Raw genomic sequence first — 17,441 nt, 5'->3', positions numbered from 1 at the left:
CCTGGCTGCGGGAGCCGCCGGGCCAGTGGAACCGCAGGGGCGCCGGCTCCCGACAGTTCCACCGAATGACCGGGTCCTGCCAAATCCCCCAGTCAGGACCCGACGAGGGCACGTCGCGCTACAGGGAGCGCGACGTGCCTTTTCGTTTGCCCTGCACACGCCTGATCCTTCGCATCATCAATCTTTGTTTGTGTTGGTTTCTCTTGACTTACCCGCATAAACAAAGATAGAGTCAAGCAATTCCACATTGTTGTGACAGCAATCACTCACAGTGGATGCACGAAAACAGGCATTACCGCAATGGAGGGTAAGTGTTCGCCGAAGAGCGCCAACAACTGATCTCCGCACTCGTCGCAGAGCGCGGACGCGTGAGCGTTACCGAGCTCGCCGACCGGTTCAGCATCACCACCGAAACCATCCGCCGCGACCTCGCGGCCCTCGAGGTTTCCGGCAACCTGCGCCGTGTGCACGGCGGCGCAGTCCCCTCGGACCGGCTCAGCACCCGCGAAGAAAGCATCCTGGAGCGCGCCATTCAGCGCCAGGCCGAAAAACTCCGCATCGCAGCAGCCGCCCTTTCCATGATTCCCGGACCCACCACCGGCAGTGTCCTGCTCGATGCCGGTTCCACCACGGAGACCCTCGCCGACCTCCTGGCCCAACGCACGCCAGCCAATGGGTCAACGGACGACCTCGTGGTGATCACCCATGCCATTCCCATTGCCGGCAAGCTGTCTGCCACTCCCGGTGTTGCCCTCCAGATCCTTGGTGGCCGCGTCCGCGGGCTGACACAGGCGGCAGTGGGCCAGTCCACCGTGGAGGCCGCTTTCAAGCTCCGGCCGGACATCGCGTTCGTCGGTGCCAACGGCATCCACGCTACGTTCGGGCTCAGCACCCCCGATCCCGAGGAAGCCGCCGTCAAGGCAGCCTTCGTCAAGTCAGCCCGCCGCGTGGTGGCACTGGCCGACTCTTCCAAGCTGGACGCCGAAACCCTGGTCCAGTTCGCCACTTTGAAGGATGTGGATACCTTGATCACAGACAGGGAACCCTCCGCGGAACTCGCGGCAGCCCTGGCCGACGCCGGTGTAGACGTGGTGGTCGCATGATCGTCACGCTGACCGCCAACCCCAGCCTTGACCGGACAGTTGAACTTCCCGGACCGCTGGCCCGCGGAGAAGTGCAGCGCGCGGTGGCCGTCCATCAGGAATCGGGCGGAAAGGGCGTCAATGTGTCCCGGGCGCTCGTGGCCTCCGGCCTCGAAACGCTCGCGGTTCTTCCGGGCGACGACTCGGATCCGGTCCTTGCCGGACTGCACGACGGCGGTGTGCCCTTTGCCGCGCTCCCCATCGGTCAAGCGCTGCGCAGCAACGTCACGCTTACCGAACCGGACGGCGTCACCACCAAGATCAACGAGCCCGGCCCGGAACTGAGCGGGGAACAGCAGGAGGCCCTGATCGGGCTGCTGCTTGAACGCTCGCGTGGCGCCAGCTGGGTGGTCCTGGCCGGCTCGCTCCCACCAGGAGTGCCCGCCGACTTCTATGCCACCATCGCCCGCCGGCTGCGTTCCCGTGCCGATGGGATCGCCGCTCCAGGCATCGCCATCGACTCGTCCGGGGCTCCCCTCGCGGCAGCACTGGAAGGTGACGCCGCCGGAAAGCCGGATCTCCTGAAGCCCAACGCCGAAGAGCTCGCAGAACTCGCTGCGGCCGCAGGCTTCGCCACTGTCTCCACCGCTGACGAACTGGAAGCAGACCCGGCCAAAGCCGCCCAAGCTGCTGCCGCCGTCGTTCACAGCGGTGTGGGTGCCGTACTCGCAACGCTCGGATCCAAGGGCGCAGTGCTGGTGACGGCAGACGGAGCGTGGCTTGCCACGCATCCGCCGATACAAGCCGTCAGCACTGTAGGTGCCGGCGATTCGTCCCTGGCCGGCTACCTGCTGGCCGCAACCAAAGGTGGTTCCGCCCCGGACTGCCTCCGTCAAGCCGTGGCCCATGGTGCCGCCGCTGCTTCGCTGCCGGGCTCCACTGTCCCGGCAGTCCACCAGACAACCCCAGACGCCGTTACCATCACGGCCCTCCCGAAGGACTAACAGTGACCCAGCTGATCACACCCCAATTGGTCACCCTCGACCAGAACCTGGGCGATGCCCCCGCCGACGTCATCCGTGTCCTGGCCGGCAAGGTTGCCGCCGCTGGCCGTGCCTCCGAGGTTGAAGGGCTCTTCACCGACGCCTTCGCCCGCGAGCAGAAGACGGCCACCGGCGTTCCCGGCGGCATTGCCATCCCGCACTGCCGTTCCGCCGCCGTGACGGAACCGGCCCTGGCTATGGCACGGCTCTCCCACAAGGTGGACTTCGGTGCAAAGGACGGCCCTGCGGACCTCATCTTCTTCATTGCAGCCCCCGACGGCGCTGACCAGGAACACCTGAAGCTGCTCTCCAAGCTGGCCCGATCACTCATCAAAAAGGACTTCACGGCTGCGCTGCGTGCGGCTTCCTCTCCACAAGAAATAGTCGAGCTGGTAGATGGCGCTTTGAGCGATAAGCCGAGTTCCGGCGGAGCCGGTGATGGGGGTCGCGGAGTGGTTGGGCATCGCGAAGCGGGCACGACCCCCATCACCGGTGAAGCGACCCCGGCCGGACCCAAGCGCCTCGTGGCCGTTACCGCTTGCCCAACCGGAATCGCGCACACCTACATGGCTGCCGACTCGTTGGTTGCCGCGGCCAAGGAAGTTGGTGTGGACCTGCAGGTTGAAACCCAGGGTTCCTCCGGCGCCAAGCCGCTGGACCCCGCCGTGATTGCCGCGGCAGATGCGGTGATCTTCGCCGTCGACGTCGACGTTCGCGGAAAGGAGCGCTTCGCCGGCAAGCCGGTCATCAACGCGCCCGTCAAGCGCGGCATTGATGAACCGGACAAGATGGTCCAGGAAGCCCTCGCCGCTGCCGATGACCCCCACGCACACCGGGTGGCCCATTTCGGTGCGGAGGAGCAGGCCGAGCGCGAGGCCGAGGAGAAGAGCGAGCACATCGGCCAGAAGCTGAAGCGCGCACTCCTGACCGGCGTGTCGTACATGATTCCGTTCGTGGCCGGTGGCGGTTTGTTGATTGCGCTCGGCTTCCTCATGGGTGGCTACCTGATCACGGGCTTTGCCGACAAGATCGTTGTGGAGAACAGCATCTTCAACCTGCCCACCGAGTTCCCGGACAATGCCTGGGGTCCGTTGGGCGCCTACCTCGGTGCCGTCCTCTTCAAGATCGGCGCCCTGTCCCTCGGCTTCCTGGTCCCGGCACTGGCGGGCTACATCGCCTACGCGATCGCCGACCGTCCGGGTATTGCGCCGGGCTTCGTCGCCGGCGCGGTTTCCGGCTTCATGGGCGCGGGCTTCCTCGGCGGCATCGTCGGCGGTTTGCTGGCCGGCTACGTCGCCTACCAGCTGGGCAAGCTTAACGTGGCCCGCTGGCTCCGTGGCCTGATGCCGGTGGTCATCATCCCGCTGATCGCGTCCCTGGTGGCGTCCGGGTTGATGTTCCTGATCCTCGGCGCCCCGATCGTCGCCCTGACCAACGCCCTCAACGCCGGGCTTTCCGGCCTGACCGGCGCGGGAGCCATCATCCTCGGCGTCATCCTTGGCCTCATGATGTGCTTCGACCTCGGCGGCCCGGTCAACAAGGTCGCCTACTCGTTCGCCGTTGCCGGCCTCGGCACCGCGTCCATCACCAACCAGGCTCCGTGGCAGATCATGGCCGCCGTCATGGCGGCAGGCATGGTTCCGCCGCTGGCCATGGCGCTGGCTACCGTGATGGACAAGAAGCTGTTCTCGCTCGCCGAACGCGAAAACGGCAAGGCTGCCTGGCTTCTGGGAGCATCGTTCATTTCCGAAGGTGCCATCCCGTTCGCCGCCGCCGATCCGCTGCGCGTTATCCCGGCCAGCATGGTGGGTGGTGCCGTGACCGGTGCACTGTCCATGGCCTTCGCTGTCACGTCCAAGGCACCCCACGGCGGCCTGTTCGTCTTCTTCGCCATCGACAACTTCCTGTTCTTCTTCCTGTCCATCGCCGTGGGCGTGGCGATCACCGCACTGCTGGTCATAGCCCTCAAGCGCTGGGCCGTGAAAAAGCCCGTCGAAGCGGAAGCGGTTCCTGCCACCGCAGGCGTCTGACCTTCCTGCACCACCGTCACCCTGGACTTCCCACACCCACATCCCTATCCAAGGAGCACCAATGACTGAACGTACCGCCACCATCGCCAGCCGCGTCGGCCTCCACGCCCGCCCGGCAGCCATCTTCGCCGAGGCTGCCGGGGAACTTGACCTCGACGTGACCATTGCCCGCCAGGGTGAACCCGCCGATGACGCCATGGACGCGGCCAGCATCCTGTCCTTGATGAGCCTCGGCGCCGAACACGGCGATGTCGTGGTGCTGCGTGCTGAAGGCGCGGGTGCGGACGAAGCCCTGGACCGCCTGGTGCAGATCCTCGAAACGGACCACGACGCCTAGAAGCACCGGCTCCTAAAAGCCTGGCCGCTCCCGGAGGGTGCGGCCAGGCTTTTTTCGTTTAACGCCTGCGTCCAGACTGGCCTTTGCGTCCAGCAGCCACTTGCGTCAGCCCTGCTTGGAGATCAGGAATTCCGCGATGGAGGGCTCCGTTGGCTTCACGTCGAGGAGTTCACCGGAAAGATACGCTTCCACGATCCGCGGGTCCACGTAGGAGGTGCGCGCCACCGTGGGCGTGTTGCCCAGCAACCCGGCCGCCTCTTTCATGGCTTTGACCAAGGCCTGGGGGCGGGTCATGGTGCCTTCAGTCTTCAGGAGGCACAGCGCTGCGGCGGCAGTGCCCTTCCACGTCCGGAAGTCCTTTGAACTGTAGGCTTCACCGGCAATGCTCCGGAGGTACTCATTAACCATGGACCCGTCCAAGGGAACCCACGAGCCGTTGGCCTTGTAGGCCAACAGCCGCTCCTTGCCCGGCCTGCGGGAAAGGGGTTCGAGGAAGGCAGCCAGCGCTGGGTCATTAATGGAGGTGTCCCACCATTGGCCGCTCTTGCCGGGAAACTTCAGGCCGACGGCGTTGTCCTTGATCCTCGCGTGGCGGCACCGGAGGGTCGTCAGTCCGTAGGACCCGTTCTGCTTCATATAGCTTTCGGAGCCGACCCGCAGTGCTCCCAGATCCATGAGGCGGACAGCGGCAGCCAGGGTTTGTTGCCTGGGGTCGGAGGTGTCCTTCAAGTGCAGCGTCACGGTGCGCCGGATCGATGGGAAGGCCGAGCCCAGTTCGGCGGCGCGCTGGAATTTCTCGGTGTCCTTACGTTCGCGCCACCGGGGATGGTAGAGGTACTGGCTGCGTCCCGCGGCATCCACGCCCGTGGCCTGGATGTGCGCATTCTCGTAGGGACTGATCCAGACCTCGGTCCACGCAGGCGGGATCGCCAGCGCATTGATGCGCTGGCGATCCTCTTTGTCCAGGAGTGTCCCGTCCGGATGGCGGTAGCTGAAACCCTTGCCCGAACGGCGCCGCACGATGCCGGGCTTGGAAAGGTCACTGCGCCGAAGCCTGGCCATGGGTGCTCCGCGTGTCCGGTGCCGGGCCGCCGGTCAGGCTTCGTCCGGGTCCGTTACTGCGGCGCCGGCACCCATGATTTCTGCATTGATCATCCAGACCAACTGCTCAAGGCGGGCGATGAACTCATGCAGGAGGTCCGCCGTCGTGGGGTCTTCCTCATCCACCTCGTCATGGACGTCGCGCATGGTCTGGACGGCTCGTTCCACGCGGTCTGTGACCAGTTTGACGGCGTTCTTGGTGGAGACAAGGCCGCCCGGGAACTCCTCCAGCCGAGTGCCCTTGGCGATCGTGGCGCTGCGGCCGTCGGGGAGGGCGTGCAGTGCCCGCATGCGCTCCGCGGTGTCATCGGCAAACTGCCGCGTGGCCACCACAAGTTCATCCAACTGGAGGTGGAGGTCACGGAAGTTGGGGCCAACGATGTTCCAGTGGGCCTGCTTGCCTTGGAGCTGTAGCTCGATGAGGTCCGTCAGGACGATTTGAAGGTTGTCTGCAAGCTGCTGTGACGCTTTCATGTTTTCCTCTCGTGGACGGTCGCTTGGGCGAAAAACCATGCCAGCAAATTTCTTCACCAACAGGTCAATCATCAGGTGACGACTGCAATTACTCTTTCATAAGGATGCTTAGTAGTACAATGGAGAGTGTCGCTGTTCACAACTGGCGAACCCGCTCACCCGCGGGCCGCTGGCGGTGATAACGGCCAAATGGCACCCGGCGGCAGCAATGCACCGGGAACCGCAACAAAGAAATGAAGTAAGCAGGAATGCATAGTCAGGAATCCAGGAAGATCCCCGGGATTCCAAGGAAAGGAATGTGCTGACCATGAATACGCTTCTGATAATCGCTGGTGTAGTGGCAATTGTTCTTCTTCTGGTGGGCGGCTTCTCGCAGGCCCTCAACTGGCTGCTGTGGGTAGGCGTGGTCCTTCTGGTCATTGCCGCCATTGGCTGGCTGCTCAGCTTCATGTCCGGACGCAGGGGCCACACGGTTTAGAGCGGCGCCGCCAGGATTGACTCCTCAGGCGCCCCAAGGGCCACACCCCGGATGATCGCGGAACGCGAGGGCTGTCCCCCTGCAGCAGGTCTGCGGCATGGGGCAGCCCTCACGCTTCTCAGGCGTTGTCGTCCGGCGAAGCGCCGGCACCTTCTTCGTCCGTACTTTCCGGTTCCGGAGAGCTCCCGGGTGCGGGCCGTTCCGGGGTTTCGCGTCCGGAGCCACCACCGGGCAATTCCTGCTCCGGTGTAGGTGTTCCGTAGCCGCCGGGTGCATCTTCCGGGTCGACGCGGTGTGGGTCCTGGCTCATTTCTTCCTCCTGGTAATTCCTGTGAGGCCCCGATAAAACACGAGGAATGCTGACAGTTCGACCGTAGTCCGGCGTTCCGTTGGCGTCCACCACATACCCAGCTGGAGGTGCACGAATGGTTGAGCCCGATCAGGCTCCCAGGACCGGCAGGAATGAATCCACCGAAGAGCGGATGGACCGCAATTGGATGGAATTGATCCAGGAATTACGGGTCCTGCAAACAGGCGTGCAGATCCTGGGAGGTTTCCTGCTGACCCTGCCGTTCCAGGAAAGATTCGAGGACCTGGACGATTGGCAGCGCGGGCTTTACCTCTTTAACGTCATGGCCGCCGCACTCACCACGTCATTGATTGTGCTGCCCGTCAGCGTCCACCGCCGGCTGTTCCGCCAAGGCCTCAAGTCGACCCTCGTCTCCAGTGCCAACATCATCACCAAGTTCGCACTGTTCGGCGTGGCCATCCTCATTGTGGGATCAGCATCGCTGGTCTTCGATGTGGTGGCCGGTAGGACCGCCGGGCTGGTCTCCGGGGGTGTCATCATCCTGGTCCTGCTTGTCCTTGTCCTCGGGACACCGATCTGGCTCCACCGGCGGGCCCTTCGAAACCATGACAACGGTGACAGCGCTGATGAGGCGACAAACGGGAAGGAGCGCTGACCCGTGCTGCGGCCAACAGAGCATCAGGAAACCTCAACGAAAGGAGGACCGATGCGCCAATGGATGAAAGACCACGGCTTGCTGCTGGCAAACGCCGGCCTGTTCGTCGCCTTCCTGGGCGGCATGGTGGTGTCCGGGGCAGCCAGCTACAGCGAGGAGCAGCAAAGCCACGGACAGCCACCACTGGGCGTCCTGGAGTACGTCGGCACAGGCCACTTTGTGGAGGCCGTGTTCGAGAACTGGGAATCCGAGTTCCTGCAGATGGCCATGTACGTGGTCCTGACCATTTTCCTCTTCCAGAAGGGCTCCTCTGAATCCAAGCCCGTGGATAAACCGGCACCGCAGGATGAGGATCCCCGGGACGCCAAGCACACTCCCAAGACCCCCTGGCCCGTGCGCCGTGGAGGATGGGTCCTGAAAGCGTACGAGCACTCCCTCGCCGGCCTGTTTGCCCTGCTCTTCCTGGCGTCGATCACGCTGCACGCCTTCGGAGGAACGGCGGCGTACAACGAGGAACAGGTCAGCCATGGGCTCCCGGAAGTGGGCCTGTGGGAGTATGTTGGCTCCAGCCAATTCTGGTTTGAGTCATTCCAAAACTGGCAGAGCGAATTCCTGGCCGTCGCCGTCCTCGTCGGCGCCTCCGTTTACCTGCGCCAGCGGGGCTCTCCGGAATCCAAGCCAGTGGCTGAACCACACAAGGAAACCGGCGCCTGATCGACCAGAGAAAGGAAAGACATGCCAGCCAGGAAGAATCCCAGCCTGAAGGATCCGGAGCTTTACGAGGAACTCCGGGAAGACGGTGCTTCCAAGGAAAAAGCCGCGCGCATCTCCAATGCCGCCGCAAACCAAGGCCGGAAGGAAATAGGACGCAAGGGCGGTAAATCCGGCGATTACGACGACTGGACGGTGGACAAGCTGAAAGCCCGCGCCAAGGAGCTCGGCATCACCGGCTACTCAGGGAAGAAGAAGTCGGAGATCATCTCCATGCTGCGGAACCACTGATAACTAGTCCTGAAGCCGCGGCGCGGGCCTGAGCTTTTTCAGCCACTGTTCGGTCTGGGCAATATGCGCCGCCATGGCGGTTGCCGCGAGCGTGGGATTGCGCTGCGCAATAGCCTCAACGATCGCGCGGTGTCCGTCAGTGCTGCCCTCGCGCACCGCGGTGCCAGTGTCGCCGTCGAAGATGTGGAAGTGGCCCCCGCGCGAACGGAAGATGCCCACCAGGCCGGCTAGCGTGGAGTTGCCACTGGCACGGCAGATTTCTTCATGGAACCGGGAATCGTACTCCGAATACTCGGAAGGGTTGTCCGTGCCCTCCATGCTTTCCAGCAGCTCCGTGAGGGCAGCGACAGCGGCCGGGGTTGCATTGGCTGCCGCAGCGGCCGCCGCGTGGGACTCCATCAGCCTGCGGATCTCGAACAGTTCCAGCAGTCCGTCCAGGGGCAGCAGGTCCACCAGCAGCGCGAAGTTCTGGAGAATGACGGTAGGCTCCAGCGACGAGATGTAGGTCCCGGAGCCGTGGCGCGACTCCATGATCCCCAGCGCCGACATCGCCCGGACAGCTTCCCGCAAGGAACTCCTGGACACCCCCAACTGCGCACAGAGCTCAGCCTCGGGGGGACACTTTTGCCCGGGCCCCAGCTCCCCGGATGCGATCTTGTTCCGCAGGCCCTGCATGGCCGTTTCAACTGCACCCACTGAGCCGCTCCCTCCAGACGTGTTACACGCTACCCCACCCAGGCAAGCGTGTGCCGGATCGTCATAGTGTCGGACTTTTCTACAAAGACATCTTATCTCTCCGTCATGTTTTGAACCGTGGAGCCACTTAAGCGCTTCATTTCGCCAAAGTCCTCTGACTTCTTTGCAAAGTTGTCTGTTGTCTTGGCTGCTCCTGTGATGTAACTTACAGACAGTCCCGCCTCTTCGACCAAGAAGGCTTCTGTGTACCCAGCCAGCAACCTCACGGCACCGCATCCGATGACGACTCCGGATGGCAACCCGTCCATCTCCGACTGGAGCCTGACCCCACACAAGACCCACCTGAACCACGGTTCATATGGCTCAGTCCCACGGGCTGCCCAGGAAGTGCAGCTCCAACTCAAGGCCCGCATGGACGCCAATCCGTGCACCTGGTTCATGGGGCAGTACAGCGCCGTGGCCAAAGCCCGGGCACAGGTTTCCGGCTTCCTGGGAGTTGACGCGGGCCATACAGCCCTCGTCCTCAACGCGAGTGCCGGCATCAGCGCTGTCTACAACTCCCTGGACTTCGAGCACGGCGCGGAGATCGTCACCACAAGCCATGCTTACGGAGCCGTGCTGCATGGGGCCCACCGCATCGCGCGCAAGCACGGCGGCAGGGTCCGGATCGCCGACGTTCCATTGGATGCAAACGCGGAGACCGTCTGCGCCCTGGTTCTGGCCGAAGTCAGCAGCAGGACGGCCCTCATCGTCGTTGACCAGATCACCTCAGCAACTGCACGTGCCTTCCCGGTCGAGGCCATCGCGCGGGCCGCGGCCCCGCTCGGCATCCCGGTGTTGGTGGATGGAGCACACGCGCCTGGCATCGTGGAGTCACCCGTGCCCGACTTTGAGGGTTTCTGGGTGGGGAACCTGCACAAGTTTGCCTGCGCCCCCAGGGGAACGGCGGCACTTGTGTGCAGCGGCGACCGTGCTGCGGGCCTGGTGCCGCTCATCGACTCCTGGGGATTCCCGTACCGCTTCCCCGAAAACTTTGACCACGTGGGAACCCAGGACGTTACCTCGTGGATGGCCGCCCACGCCTCTTTCGGCACCATCGAGGAACGATACGGCTGGGGGACGTTCCGCAGCTACGCCGGCGGGCTGTGCGACTATGGCGCGTCGATCATTGGAGATGCTTTCACCGCGCACACCGGCGAGGACCACTCCGTGGAGGTCGGCATGCCCGTAGGTCCCCTGCGACTCCTCCGGCTGCCGAAGGGCCTTGCCACCACCCACGAGGATTCGCATAGCGTCCGGGAGCTCATCTCCGAACGGTGGGACTTTGAAACTGCCGTGACCACCTTCGCGGGTGAGGGCTTCCTGCGCCTTTCCGCGCATCTCTACAACTCGCCAAGTGATTACGAGGCCTTCGCGGAGAAGGCCGTTCCCGGGCTCGTGGAGCTTGCCCGATCCACTTGAGGAAACTACGCTGCGCCGCCAACCGGTGCAGGACCATCCATCACAACCATTCAACGGAGGACCCACGTGAAATCCAGATTTATGGCCACTGCCGCAGCAGGCCTTGCGGCTGTTCTTGCACTTGCCGGATGCGGCGGCGGCCAAAATGCTGCCGATGGCAAGGTCACCCTGAAAATGGTGGAAAGCCTCACCAACCCCACCAGGACTGAGACCCTGAAGAAGCTGATCTCCGGGTTCGAGCAGGAGAACCCGGACATCAAGGTGGAGCTGATTTCGCCGCCCACGGATCAAGCCGACCAGAAGATCCAGCAGATGCTGCAGTCCGGCAAGGGGATCGACGTCGTGGAGGCCCGCGATATCACGGTGGGGTCCTTTGGAGCCAACAATTGGCTGTACGACATGACCAAGGACCTGGACGGCTGGGATGGCTGGAATAACCTGACAGAGAACGCCGTCACCTACTCCAAGCAAAACGGCAAGACCTACTACATTCCCTATGGTTTCTACGGCCTCTCCCTGTTCTACCGGTCGGATCTGGTCAAGGACGCCGGCTTTGACGGCCCGCCCAGCAGCTGGCCGGAGATGGCGAAGCAGGCCGAGGCCCTGAACAAGCCGTCAGAGAACAAGTTCGGCTACGCGTTCCGGGGTGGTACCAACGCCAACTCCAACGCCGTCGCCATCATCGAGGCCTATGTGGCCGATGAGATCGACCGGGAGAACGCCTTCAAGCTGACCAGCGGCAAGACGATCTTCTCCTCCCCCAAGGCCCAGGAAGCCATGGACCTCTACATCGACCTCTTCAAGAAGGGATCGCCGCCGTCGTCCGTGGCCTGGGGCTACCCGGAGATGGTCCAGGGCTTCAGCAATGGTTCCACGGCCTTCCTGCTGCAGGACCCCGAGGTCATCGCCACCGTCAAGGAGTCACAGGCCATCAAGCAGGACCAGTGGAATGTTGCGCCGTTGCTCGTAGGACCGGGCGGCAAGGCGATACAGCCAGTGGCTTCGGCCGGCTGGGGCATCGCACAGTCCTCCAACGCCAAACCGGAGGCAGTCAAGCTCATCAAGTACCTCGCCCAAGGTGACGCCGCCACCACATTCAGCAAGGACAACAGCCTTGTCCCCACGCTGAAGTCCGCCGCGCAGGACCCCTTCTACAGCACCGGCCCCTGGGCTGCCTACGTGAAAATGACGGAGAACCCCGACACCTACATCTCGGCCATCCAGCCACGCAGTGTTTCCTGGTGGACCGAGTGGATCAAGAAGTCCGACGGCGAACTTCAGCGGGTGCTCACCGGCCAGATGAGCACCGCCGACCTGCTGTCCAGCTGGGACACCTACTGGACAGAAAAGATGAAGGGCTAGCCGTTCATGAGCCTCGACGTCAAGCGGTCCACGTCGCCTCCCTCGGGGCGCAGGGACGTGCAGCGGGACCAGGGCAGTGGCGGCTCCAAGAGGCGGTTCAGCGGCCGGACAGCGCTGACCCTGCTGGCCTTCCTGGCACCGGCCGCCATATTCGTGGGGATCTTCACCTACTACCCCATGCTCGCCGGCAGCCAGATGGCCTTCCGGAACTGGAACCTGAACGACCTGTCCGATACGTCATGGGTTGGTTTCGGGAACTTCCAAAGCCTGTTCGACGCACCCGAGTTCGGAACAATCGTCCGCAACACCGTGGTGTGGGTTGTCGGCTCCCTGGTTCCCCAAGTGGTCATCGGCTTTGCCGTCGCCCTGTACCTGAAGCGGAAGTTCAGGATGCGCGGCGCCTACCAAGCCATGATCTTCTTTCCCTGGGCAGTTTCCGGTTTCCTCATCGGGATGCTGTTCCGCTGGATGTTCAACGCGGAATTCGGGGTGGTCAACGACCTCTTGATGAAATCCGGACTCATCAGCTCGCCCATCCCGTGGCTATCCGATCCGGGCTTTGCCATGGCGGCGATCATCATAGCCAACATTTGGTACGGTGTGACGTTCTTCGCCATCATGATCCTCGCTGCCCTGCAGTCGGTGTCCGACGAGATGTATGAGGCCGCCGCACTGGACGGCGCCGGCAAAGTACGGACGTTCTTCAGCATCACGCTGCCCAGCATCTCCACGACCCTCGCGCTGACCATCCTGCTGCGGGTGATTTGGATCTTCAACTTCCCGGACATCATCTTCGCGATGACCGGCGGCGGACCTGCGGACCAAACCCACATCATCACCACCTACATGATCAAAATTACCCAGGAAGGCGACTACGGCAAGGCTTCCGCCCTGGGATTGATCGTGATGGTCACCCTCATGCTGTTTGCAGCGTTCTACCTCATGGCTGTCCGGTTTCGAAAGGGAGCCCCATGATCAACAGTCCAACGCTCATAGGCCGCGTCTCAAAAGTTGTCTTCCTGGGCTTATGCCTGATCGTCACTGTCTTCCCGCTGTACTGGATCGTGGTGACCTCCCTCAAGGAGCCGGGAGCAATCTATGCGCTGCCGCTGGACTACTGGCCGCGGCAGTTGTCACTGGACAACTACATCGGGCTTTTCACGAAGTCGGACTTCGGCCAGTACATGCTCAACAGCCTGGTGGTGGCCCTGGTGGCCGCCTCGGTGGCCACGCTTATCTCGCTGCTCTCCGCCTACGTTCTGGCGCGATTCCAGTTTTCCGGGCGCGGTGCAGTGCTGGGTGCTTTCCTCATCACGCAGATGATCCCCGGCTTCATTGCCCTGGGCCCGCTTTACCTGATGATGACCGATTTCGGCCTGGTCGATTCCAAAACCGGGCTGATCCTGATCTACATCGCCATTTGCATCCCGTTCTGCACCATCATGCTGCGGGGCTTTTTCGAGAACGTCCCGGACGCCTTGGAAGAGGCGGCCATGATCGATGGCTGTTCCAGGATGGGGGCGCTCTTCAGGGTTATCGTCCCGGTCATGCTGCCCGGCATCGCAGCCAGCTTTGTCTTCAACTTCGTCAATTGCTGGAACGAACTGTTCCTCTCGGTGACCCTGATGAACAGCGACAGCAACAAGACAATTCCGACGGCGTTGGCCGGCTTTATCTCCAGCTTCAACATCGATTGGGGTTCCATGTCCGCCGCCGCGGTCCTGACTGTGGTTCCCACGCTGGTGATCTTTGCCTTCGCCAGCAAGTTCATCGTGCAAGGCCTGACCGCCGGATCCGTCAAAGGCTAATCCCCCCGATTCCACCCAATTAGGTCGCAGTTAAGCGCGTTTAGAGCCGTCTAAACGCGCTTAACTGCGACCCAGTTGGGTTTACGACGGCGGGTCACGCCTTTTTCTTGGCCCGCGTCTTGGGTTTGGCCGCACTTTTGGTGGCGGCAGCGTCGTCGTCGGCGGCTTTTTCCTTGCCGCGCTTCTTGTCGAGGCTGCGCTTGAGGGCCTCCATGAGGTCGATGACGTCCCCACCTTCCCCTTCGCCTTCCACCGCACCGAAGGTGGCCTCGGTGTCCAGAGCCTCGCCCTTCTCCAGCTTGGCTTCGATGAGTGTCTTCAACTGGACCTGGTAGTCATCGGTGTACTCATCGGGGTCGAAGTCGTGGGCCATGGACTCCACCAGGGCGGAGGACATCTCAAGCTCCTTGTCCGAGATCTTGATGTCCGTCTCAAGGGACGGAAACTTGGCTTCGCGGACTTCGTCGCCCCACAGCAAGGCCTGCAGGAGCAGCACGTCACCGCGGACACGCAGCGCGCCGAGCCGTGTCTTCTGGCGCAGCGCATACTGGACGATTGCGATCCTGTCCGTGTCCTCCAGTGTTTGCCTCAACAGCATGTAGGCCTTGGGCGACTTGGAGTCCGGCTCCAGGAAGTAGCTGCGTTCGTACATGATGGGGTCAAGCTGCTCGGCGGGGATAAACTCCACCACCTCGATCTCACGGCTGTTTTCCTCGGGAAGGGACTTCAGTTCGGCCGCTGTGAGGACCACAGTGCGGCCTTCTTCCTCGTAGGCCTTGTCGATGTCCTCGTAGGCAACAACCTCGCCGCAAATTTCACATTTCCGCTGGTAACGGATGCGCCCGCCGTCCTTATTGTGGACTTGATGGAGGCTGATGTCGTGGTCCTCCGTGGCGCTGTAGAGCTTCACTGGTACGTTGACCAGACCGAACGCGATAGATCCCTTCCATATGGCCCTCATGCACCCAGTCAACAGCACAAGCCAGCAGAGGAGAAGAGGTGGCAGTCAAGCAGAAGGAGCGTGTCGTCGTCGAGGGCCATGAACTGACCCTGACGAACCTGGGCAAGATCATCTACCCGGAGACAGGCACCACCAAGGCTGAAGTCCTTGCCTACTACGCAGCGGTTGCCGCGTTTCTCATCCCGGCGGCAGCCAACCGGCCCGTGACGCGCAAGCGGTGGGTCAACGGGGTAGGCACTGCAGAGAACCCCGGGCAGGTCTTCTTCCAGAAGAACCTGGAGGACTCGGCGCCCAAGTGGATTCCGCGCGCCACCATCCACCATTCGGACCACACCAATGACTATCCGATGGTCAACAACCTCGCCACGCTCACCTGGATGGCCCAGATCGCGTCGTTGGAAATCCATGTGCCGCAGTGGCAGGTGGATCCGGCCGGCAATCCGCTGCGCCCGGACCGTTTTGTGCTGGACCTTGACCCCGGCCCCGGCGCAGGCCTGCCCGAATGCGTGGAAGTGGCCAAACTCGCCCGGTCCATCCTGCAGGACATGGGCATGGACCCCGTTCCAGTGACCAGCGGCAGCAAGGGTATCCATCTCTACACGGGGCTGGAAGGCACGCTGAAATCAGAGCAGGTGTCCGCTTTCGCCCATGAGCTCGCCCGTGCCCTTGAGTCCGATCATCCGGACCTGGTGGTCAGCGACATGAAGAAGTCCCTCCGCCACGGCAAGGTCCTGGTGGACTGGAGCCAGAACAGCGGCAACAAGACCACGATCGTGCCCTACTCGCTCCGCGGCAAGGCGCACCCCACGGTAGCTGCACCCCGCACGTGGCGGGAACTGGCCTCCCCCACGCTGGACCACCTCGACTTCACCGAGGTCATGAAGCGCGTCAGCACGGGGAAGGACCACTTTGCGCCGATTTCCTCGCGTCATCTCCCGCCGCACGGGGAAGATGAGGACGACGGCGGCACCTCCACGGGCGGCAGCGGCGCCTCCCGGCGGGGTACTCCGGGCGGCCGCGAGCGGGTAGTGACCGTTGAGGACCGTCTTTCCAAATATGTGGGAATGCGCGACCCGGGGAAGACTCCTGAACCTTTTCCGGCGTCGTCCACCAACCGCGATGGCGGGCAGGCACCTGCCGCACGTTCATCAGAGCAGCCGAAACCCGGCGACCCGCCGCCTCCCGGAGGCATCTTCGTGATCCAGGAACATCACGCCCGCCGCTACCACCTGGACCTGCGGCTGGAGCGCGACGGCGTCCTGGCCTCGTGGGCACTGCCGCGCGGCGTGCCGGAAACGCCGGACCGGAACAACCTGGCCGTCCATACCGAAGACCACCCCATGGAATACGCAAACTTCGCGGGCGTCATCCCCAAGGGCGAATACGGGGCCGGGACCATGACCATTTGGGACCGGGGCGAGTACACCTGCGAGAAATGGCGTGAGGGGAAGGAAGTGATCGCCACCCTTACAGGCCAGCCCGGTGGCGGCCTGCAGGGCACCAAGCGCCTGGCCCTCATCAATACCGGCGACCGCTGGCTCATCCACCTGATGAAGGAACAACCCGGCGGCCGGAAGAAGCCCGCCGCGAAGGTGGCTCCGGAAACGAAGCCGCCACCCGCCGTCGGGCCTGAACCCATGCCGGCCTACACCCCTATGCTGGCAACCTCCGGAACCGTGGGGGAACTCCGCGGCGGCGGCTGGCTGTATGAACTGAAGTGGGACGGGATCCGGGCGATCATCACGGGCACCGGGAGCAGCATCCGCCTGACGAGCCGCAACGGAAACGACCTCACCGCGACCTACCCGGAGCTCACGGACCGGAAGTGCTGGCCGCCGGGCGACTTCGTGGCGGACGGGGAGATCGTGGCGCTCGGCAAGGGAGCCCGCCCGGACTTTGGCCGGCTGCAGTTGCGGATGAACCTGGTCAAGGCTGCGGACATTGAAAGGGTCCGCGGGTCAGTCCCGGTGAGCCTGATGTTGTTCGACCTGTTGTACGACGGCGGCACCGACCTCAGCCGCCTGCCGTTCCGCGAACGTCGGGACCATTTGGCGGGCTTCGCCGGGAAGCTGCCAGGTGGCTGCCCAATCCACCTCTCCGAGGTCCTGGACCATGACGTGGACGACCTCATGGCGAGCGCCGCCGAACTGGGCCTGGAAGGGGTGATGGCCAAGAAGGCGGACAGCCGGTACGTGGTCGGACGCCGGAGCCGGGCGTGGTTGAAGCTCAAGCTCGAACAGAGCCAGGAAGTGGTGGTTGGCGGCTGGCGTGTTGGTGCCGGCGCCCGCAGCGGCACGTTCGGTGCCTTGCTGCTGGGCGTGCCCGACGGCGACAAACTGCGCTACGTGGGCCGGGTAGGAACCGGGTTCAAGGACTGGCAGCTGCGGGACATTATGGACAAGCTCGAGCCGCGGGAGATCCCGGAATCACCGTTTGCGGACATCCCGCGGGAGGACTCAGCCAATGCCCGCTGGGTGAAGCCTGAGCTTGTGGCGGAAGTGGCTTTCGGCAACTGGACGGGTCCCGGCCGGCTTCGGCACCCCGTGTGGCGGGGTTGGCGCCCGGACAAGTCGCCTTCCGACGTCAGCCAGCCCAACTAAGTCGCATTTGTGCGCGTTTTGAGCCCTCAAAACGCGCACTG

General features: G+C 63.3%; 18 protein-coding genes. 13 read left to right on the top strand and 5 right to left on the bottom strand.

What is annotated here, in order from left to right; all coding sequences use genetic code 11:
* Positions 1–311: 311 nt before the first annotated feature.
* From ACUYMZ_RS02790 to ACUYMZ_RS02775, 4 genes are all read left to right on the top strand, one after another.
* Positions 312–1,103, top strand: coding sequence for a DeoR/GlpR family DNA-binding transcription regulator (locus ACUYMZ_RS02790; protein ID WP_426005475.1), 792 nt, complete (start codon positions 312–314; stop codon positions 1,101–1,103).
* Complete coding sequence (locus ACUYMZ_RS02785; RefSeq protein ID WP_426005474.1) at positions 1,100–2,086, top strand: 1-phosphofructokinase family hexose kinase; 987 nt, start codon at positions 1,100–1,102, stop codon at positions 2,084–2,086. The genes ACUYMZ_RS02790 and ACUYMZ_RS02785 overlap by 4 nt, the downstream gene beginning before the upstream one ends.
* 2 nt (positions 2,087–2,088) lie before the next feature.
* Positions 2,089–4,155 carry a PTS fructose transporter subunit IIABC gene (locus ACUYMZ_RS02780; protein ID WP_481602024.1) on the top strand — a complete coding sequence of 689 codons (2,067 nt, stop codon included), beginning with the start codon at positions 2,089–2,091 and terminating at the stop codon, positions 4,153–4,155.
* 61 nt (positions 4,156–4,216) lie between these two features.
* Positions 4,217–4,492 (top strand): HPr family phosphocarrier protein, encoded by a 276-nt coding sequence (locus ACUYMZ_RS02775; protein ID WP_426005472.1) that lies wholly within the window; start codon positions 4,217–4,219, stop codon positions 4,490–4,492.
* 105 nt (positions 4,493–4,597) lie between these two features.
* Here the strand turns inward: ACUYMZ_RS02775 and ACUYMZ_RS02770 are convergent, their stop codons facing one another.
* Together ACUYMZ_RS02770 and ACUYMZ_RS02765 are read right to left on the bottom strand one after the other, a co-directional pair.
* Positions 4,598–5,554, bottom strand: coding sequence for a DNA topoisomerase IB (locus ACUYMZ_RS02770; RefSeq protein ID WP_426005471.1), 957 nt, complete (start codon positions 5,552–5,554; stop codon positions 4,598–4,600).
* 33 nt (positions 5,555–5,587) lie between these two features.
* Positions 5,588–6,067, bottom strand: coding sequence for a Dps family protein (locus ACUYMZ_RS02765; protein WP_426005470.1), 480 nt, complete (start codon positions 6,065–6,067; stop codon positions 5,588–5,590).
* Positions 6,068–6,374: 307 nt separating this feature from the next.
* Between ACUYMZ_RS02765 and ACUYMZ_RS02760 the strand changes: the two genes are divergently transcribed.
* Entirely contained in the window at positions 6,375–6,545 is a 171-nt protein-coding gene (locus ACUYMZ_RS02760) for a hypothetical protein (RefSeq protein WP_018778938.1), read from the top strand.
* Positions 6,546–6,663: 118 nt separating this feature from the next.
* Here the strand turns inward: ACUYMZ_RS02760 and ACUYMZ_RS02755 are convergent, their stop codons facing one another.
* Positions 6,664–6,855, bottom strand: coding sequence for a hypothetical protein (locus ACUYMZ_RS02755; RefSeq protein ID WP_481602023.1), 192 nt, complete (start codon positions 6,853–6,855; stop codon positions 6,664–6,666).
* Positions 6,856–6,970: 115 nt separating this feature from the next.
* Between ACUYMZ_RS02755 and ACUYMZ_RS02750 the strand changes: the two genes are divergently transcribed.
* The 3 genes from ACUYMZ_RS02750 to ACUYMZ_RS02740 are packed head-to-tail and all read left to right on the top strand — an operon-like array spanning position 6,971 to position 8,512.
* The gene (locus tag ACUYMZ_RS02750) at positions 6,971–7,510 is read left to right on the top strand and encodes a DUF6328 family protein (protein ID WP_481602022.1); all 540 of its coding nucleotides are present in this window, start codon (positions 6,971–6,973) and stop codon (positions 7,508–7,510) included.
* A 51-nt stretch (positions 7,511–7,561) separates the two neighbouring features.
* The gene (locus ACUYMZ_RS02745) at positions 7,562–8,224 is read left to right on the top strand and encodes a DUF6766 family protein (protein WP_481602021.1); all 663 of its coding nucleotides are present in this window, start codon (positions 7,562–7,564) and stop codon (positions 8,222–8,224) included.
* Between the two features lie 21 nt (positions 8,225–8,245).
* Positions 8,246–8,512 carry a DUF7218 family protein gene (locus tag ACUYMZ_RS02740; protein ID WP_426005466.1) on the top strand — a complete coding sequence of 89 codons (267 nt, stop codon included), beginning with the start codon at positions 8,246–8,248 and terminating at the stop codon, positions 8,510–8,512.
* Positions 8,513–8,515: 3 nt separating this feature from the next.
* Here the strand turns inward: ACUYMZ_RS02740 and ACUYMZ_RS02735 are convergent, their stop codons facing one another.
* Entirely contained in the window at positions 8,516–9,208 is a 693-nt protein-coding gene (locus ACUYMZ_RS02735; RefSeq protein WP_481602020.1) for a FadR/GntR family transcriptional regulator, read from the bottom strand.
* Between the two features lie 243 nt (positions 9,209–9,451).
* On the opposite strand from ACUYMZ_RS02735, the gene ACUYMZ_RS02730 reads away from it, so the two are divergent.
* The 4 genes from ACUYMZ_RS02730 (at position 9,452) to ACUYMZ_RS02715 (ending at position 13,839) form a co-directional block, all read left to right on the top strand.
* Positions 9,452–10,669, top strand: coding sequence for an aminotransferase class V-fold PLP-dependent enzyme (locus ACUYMZ_RS02730; protein WP_481602019.1), 1,218 nt, complete (start codon positions 9,452–9,454; stop codon positions 10,667–10,669).
* A gap of 66 nt (positions 10,670–10,735) precedes the next feature.
* Positions 10,736–12,031, top strand: a complete 1,296-nt coding sequence (locus ACUYMZ_RS02725; RefSeq protein WP_426005463.1) for an ABC transporter substrate-binding protein — start codon at positions 10,736–10,738, stop codon at positions 12,029–12,031.
* Positions 12,032–12,037: 6 nt separating this feature from the next.
* Positions 12,038–13,006, top strand: a complete 969-nt coding sequence (locus ACUYMZ_RS02720; protein WP_481602018.1) for a carbohydrate ABC transporter permease — start codon at positions 12,038–12,040, stop codon at positions 13,004–13,006.
* Positions 13,003–13,839: a carbohydrate ABC transporter permease gene (locus ACUYMZ_RS02715; protein ID WP_481602017.1), complete on the top strand. Its 837-nt coding sequence runs from the start codon at positions 13,003–13,005 to the stop codon at positions 13,837–13,839. The genes ACUYMZ_RS02720 and ACUYMZ_RS02715 overlap by 4 nt, the downstream gene beginning before the upstream one ends.
* Positions 13,840–13,933: 94 nt before the next feature.
* Here ACUYMZ_RS02715 and ku read toward each other — a convergent pair whose 3' ends face one another.
* Positions 13,934–14,800 (bottom strand): non-homologous end joining protein Ku, encoded by an 867-nt coding sequence (gene ku / locus ACUYMZ_RS02710; RefSeq protein WP_481602016.1) that lies wholly within the window; start codon positions 14,798–14,800, stop codon positions 13,934–13,936.
* 38 nt (positions 14,801–14,838) lie between these two features.
* Here ku and ACUYMZ_RS02705 point away from each other — a divergent pair, with 38 nt between their 5' ends.
* Positions 14,839–17,400 (top strand): ATP-dependent DNA ligase, encoded by a 2,562-nt coding sequence (locus ACUYMZ_RS02705; RefSeq protein ID WP_481602015.1) that lies wholly within the window; start codon positions 14,839–14,841, stop codon positions 17,398–17,400.
* The last annotated feature ends 41 nt before the right edge of the window (positions 17,401–17,441 follow it).

It is taken from the genome of Arthrobacter sp. T572 (assembly GCF_056780115.1).
Note: the sequence above shows the minus strand (reverse complement) of the source record. Positions and strands in the feature narration are given on the sequence as shown.

Excerpts from the sequence above, each read along its gene's own strand:
- ACUYMZ_RS02715 (WP_481602017.1), top strand. The coding sequence starts at position 13,003 with ATGATCAACAGTCCAACGCTCATAGGCCGCGTCTCAAAAGTTGTCTTC.
- ACUYMZ_RS02740 (WP_426005466.1), top strand. The coding sequence starts at position 8,246 with ATGCCAGCCAGGAAGAATCCCAGCCTGAAGGATCCGGAGCTTTACGAG.
- ACUYMZ_RS02765 (WP_426005470.1), bottom strand. The coding sequence starts at position 6,067 with ATGAAAGCGTCACAGCAGCTTGCAGACAACCTTCAAATCGTCCTGACG.
- ACUYMZ_RS02760 (WP_018778938.1), top strand. The coding sequence starts at position 6,375 with ATGAATACGCTTCTGATAATCGCTGGTGTAGTGGCAATTGTTCTTCTT.
- ACUYMZ_RS02785 (WP_426005474.1), top strand. The coding sequence starts at position 1,100 with ATGATCGTCACGCTGACCGCCAACCCCAGCCTTGACCGGACAGTTGAA.
- ku (WP_481602016.1), bottom strand. The coding sequence starts at position 14,800 with ATGAGGGCCATATGGAAGGGATCTATCGCGTTCGGTCTGGTCAACGTA.
- ACUYMZ_RS02770 (WP_426005471.1), bottom strand. The coding sequence starts at position 5,554 with ATGGCCAGGCTTCGGCGCAGTGACCTTTCCAAGCCCGGCATCGTGCGG.
- ACUYMZ_RS02720 (WP_481602018.1), top strand. The coding sequence starts at position 12,038 with ATGAGCCTCGACGTCAAGCGGTCCACGTCGCCTCCCTCGGGGCGCAGG.
- ACUYMZ_RS02745 (WP_481602021.1), top strand. The coding sequence starts at position 7,562 with ATGCGCCAATGGATGAAAGACCACGGCTTGCTGCTGGCAAACGCCGGC.
- ACUYMZ_RS02755 (WP_481602023.1), bottom strand. The coding sequence starts at position 6,855 with ATGAGCCAGGACCCACACCGCGTCGACCCGGAAGATGCACCCGGCGGC.
- ACUYMZ_RS02750 (WP_481602022.1), top strand. The coding sequence starts at position 6,971 with ATGGTTGAGCCCGATCAGGCTCCCAGGACCGGCAGGAATGAATCCACC.
- ACUYMZ_RS02775 (WP_426005472.1), top strand. The coding sequence starts at position 4,217 with ATGACTGAACGTACCGCCACCATCGCCAGCCGCGTCGGCCTCCACGCC.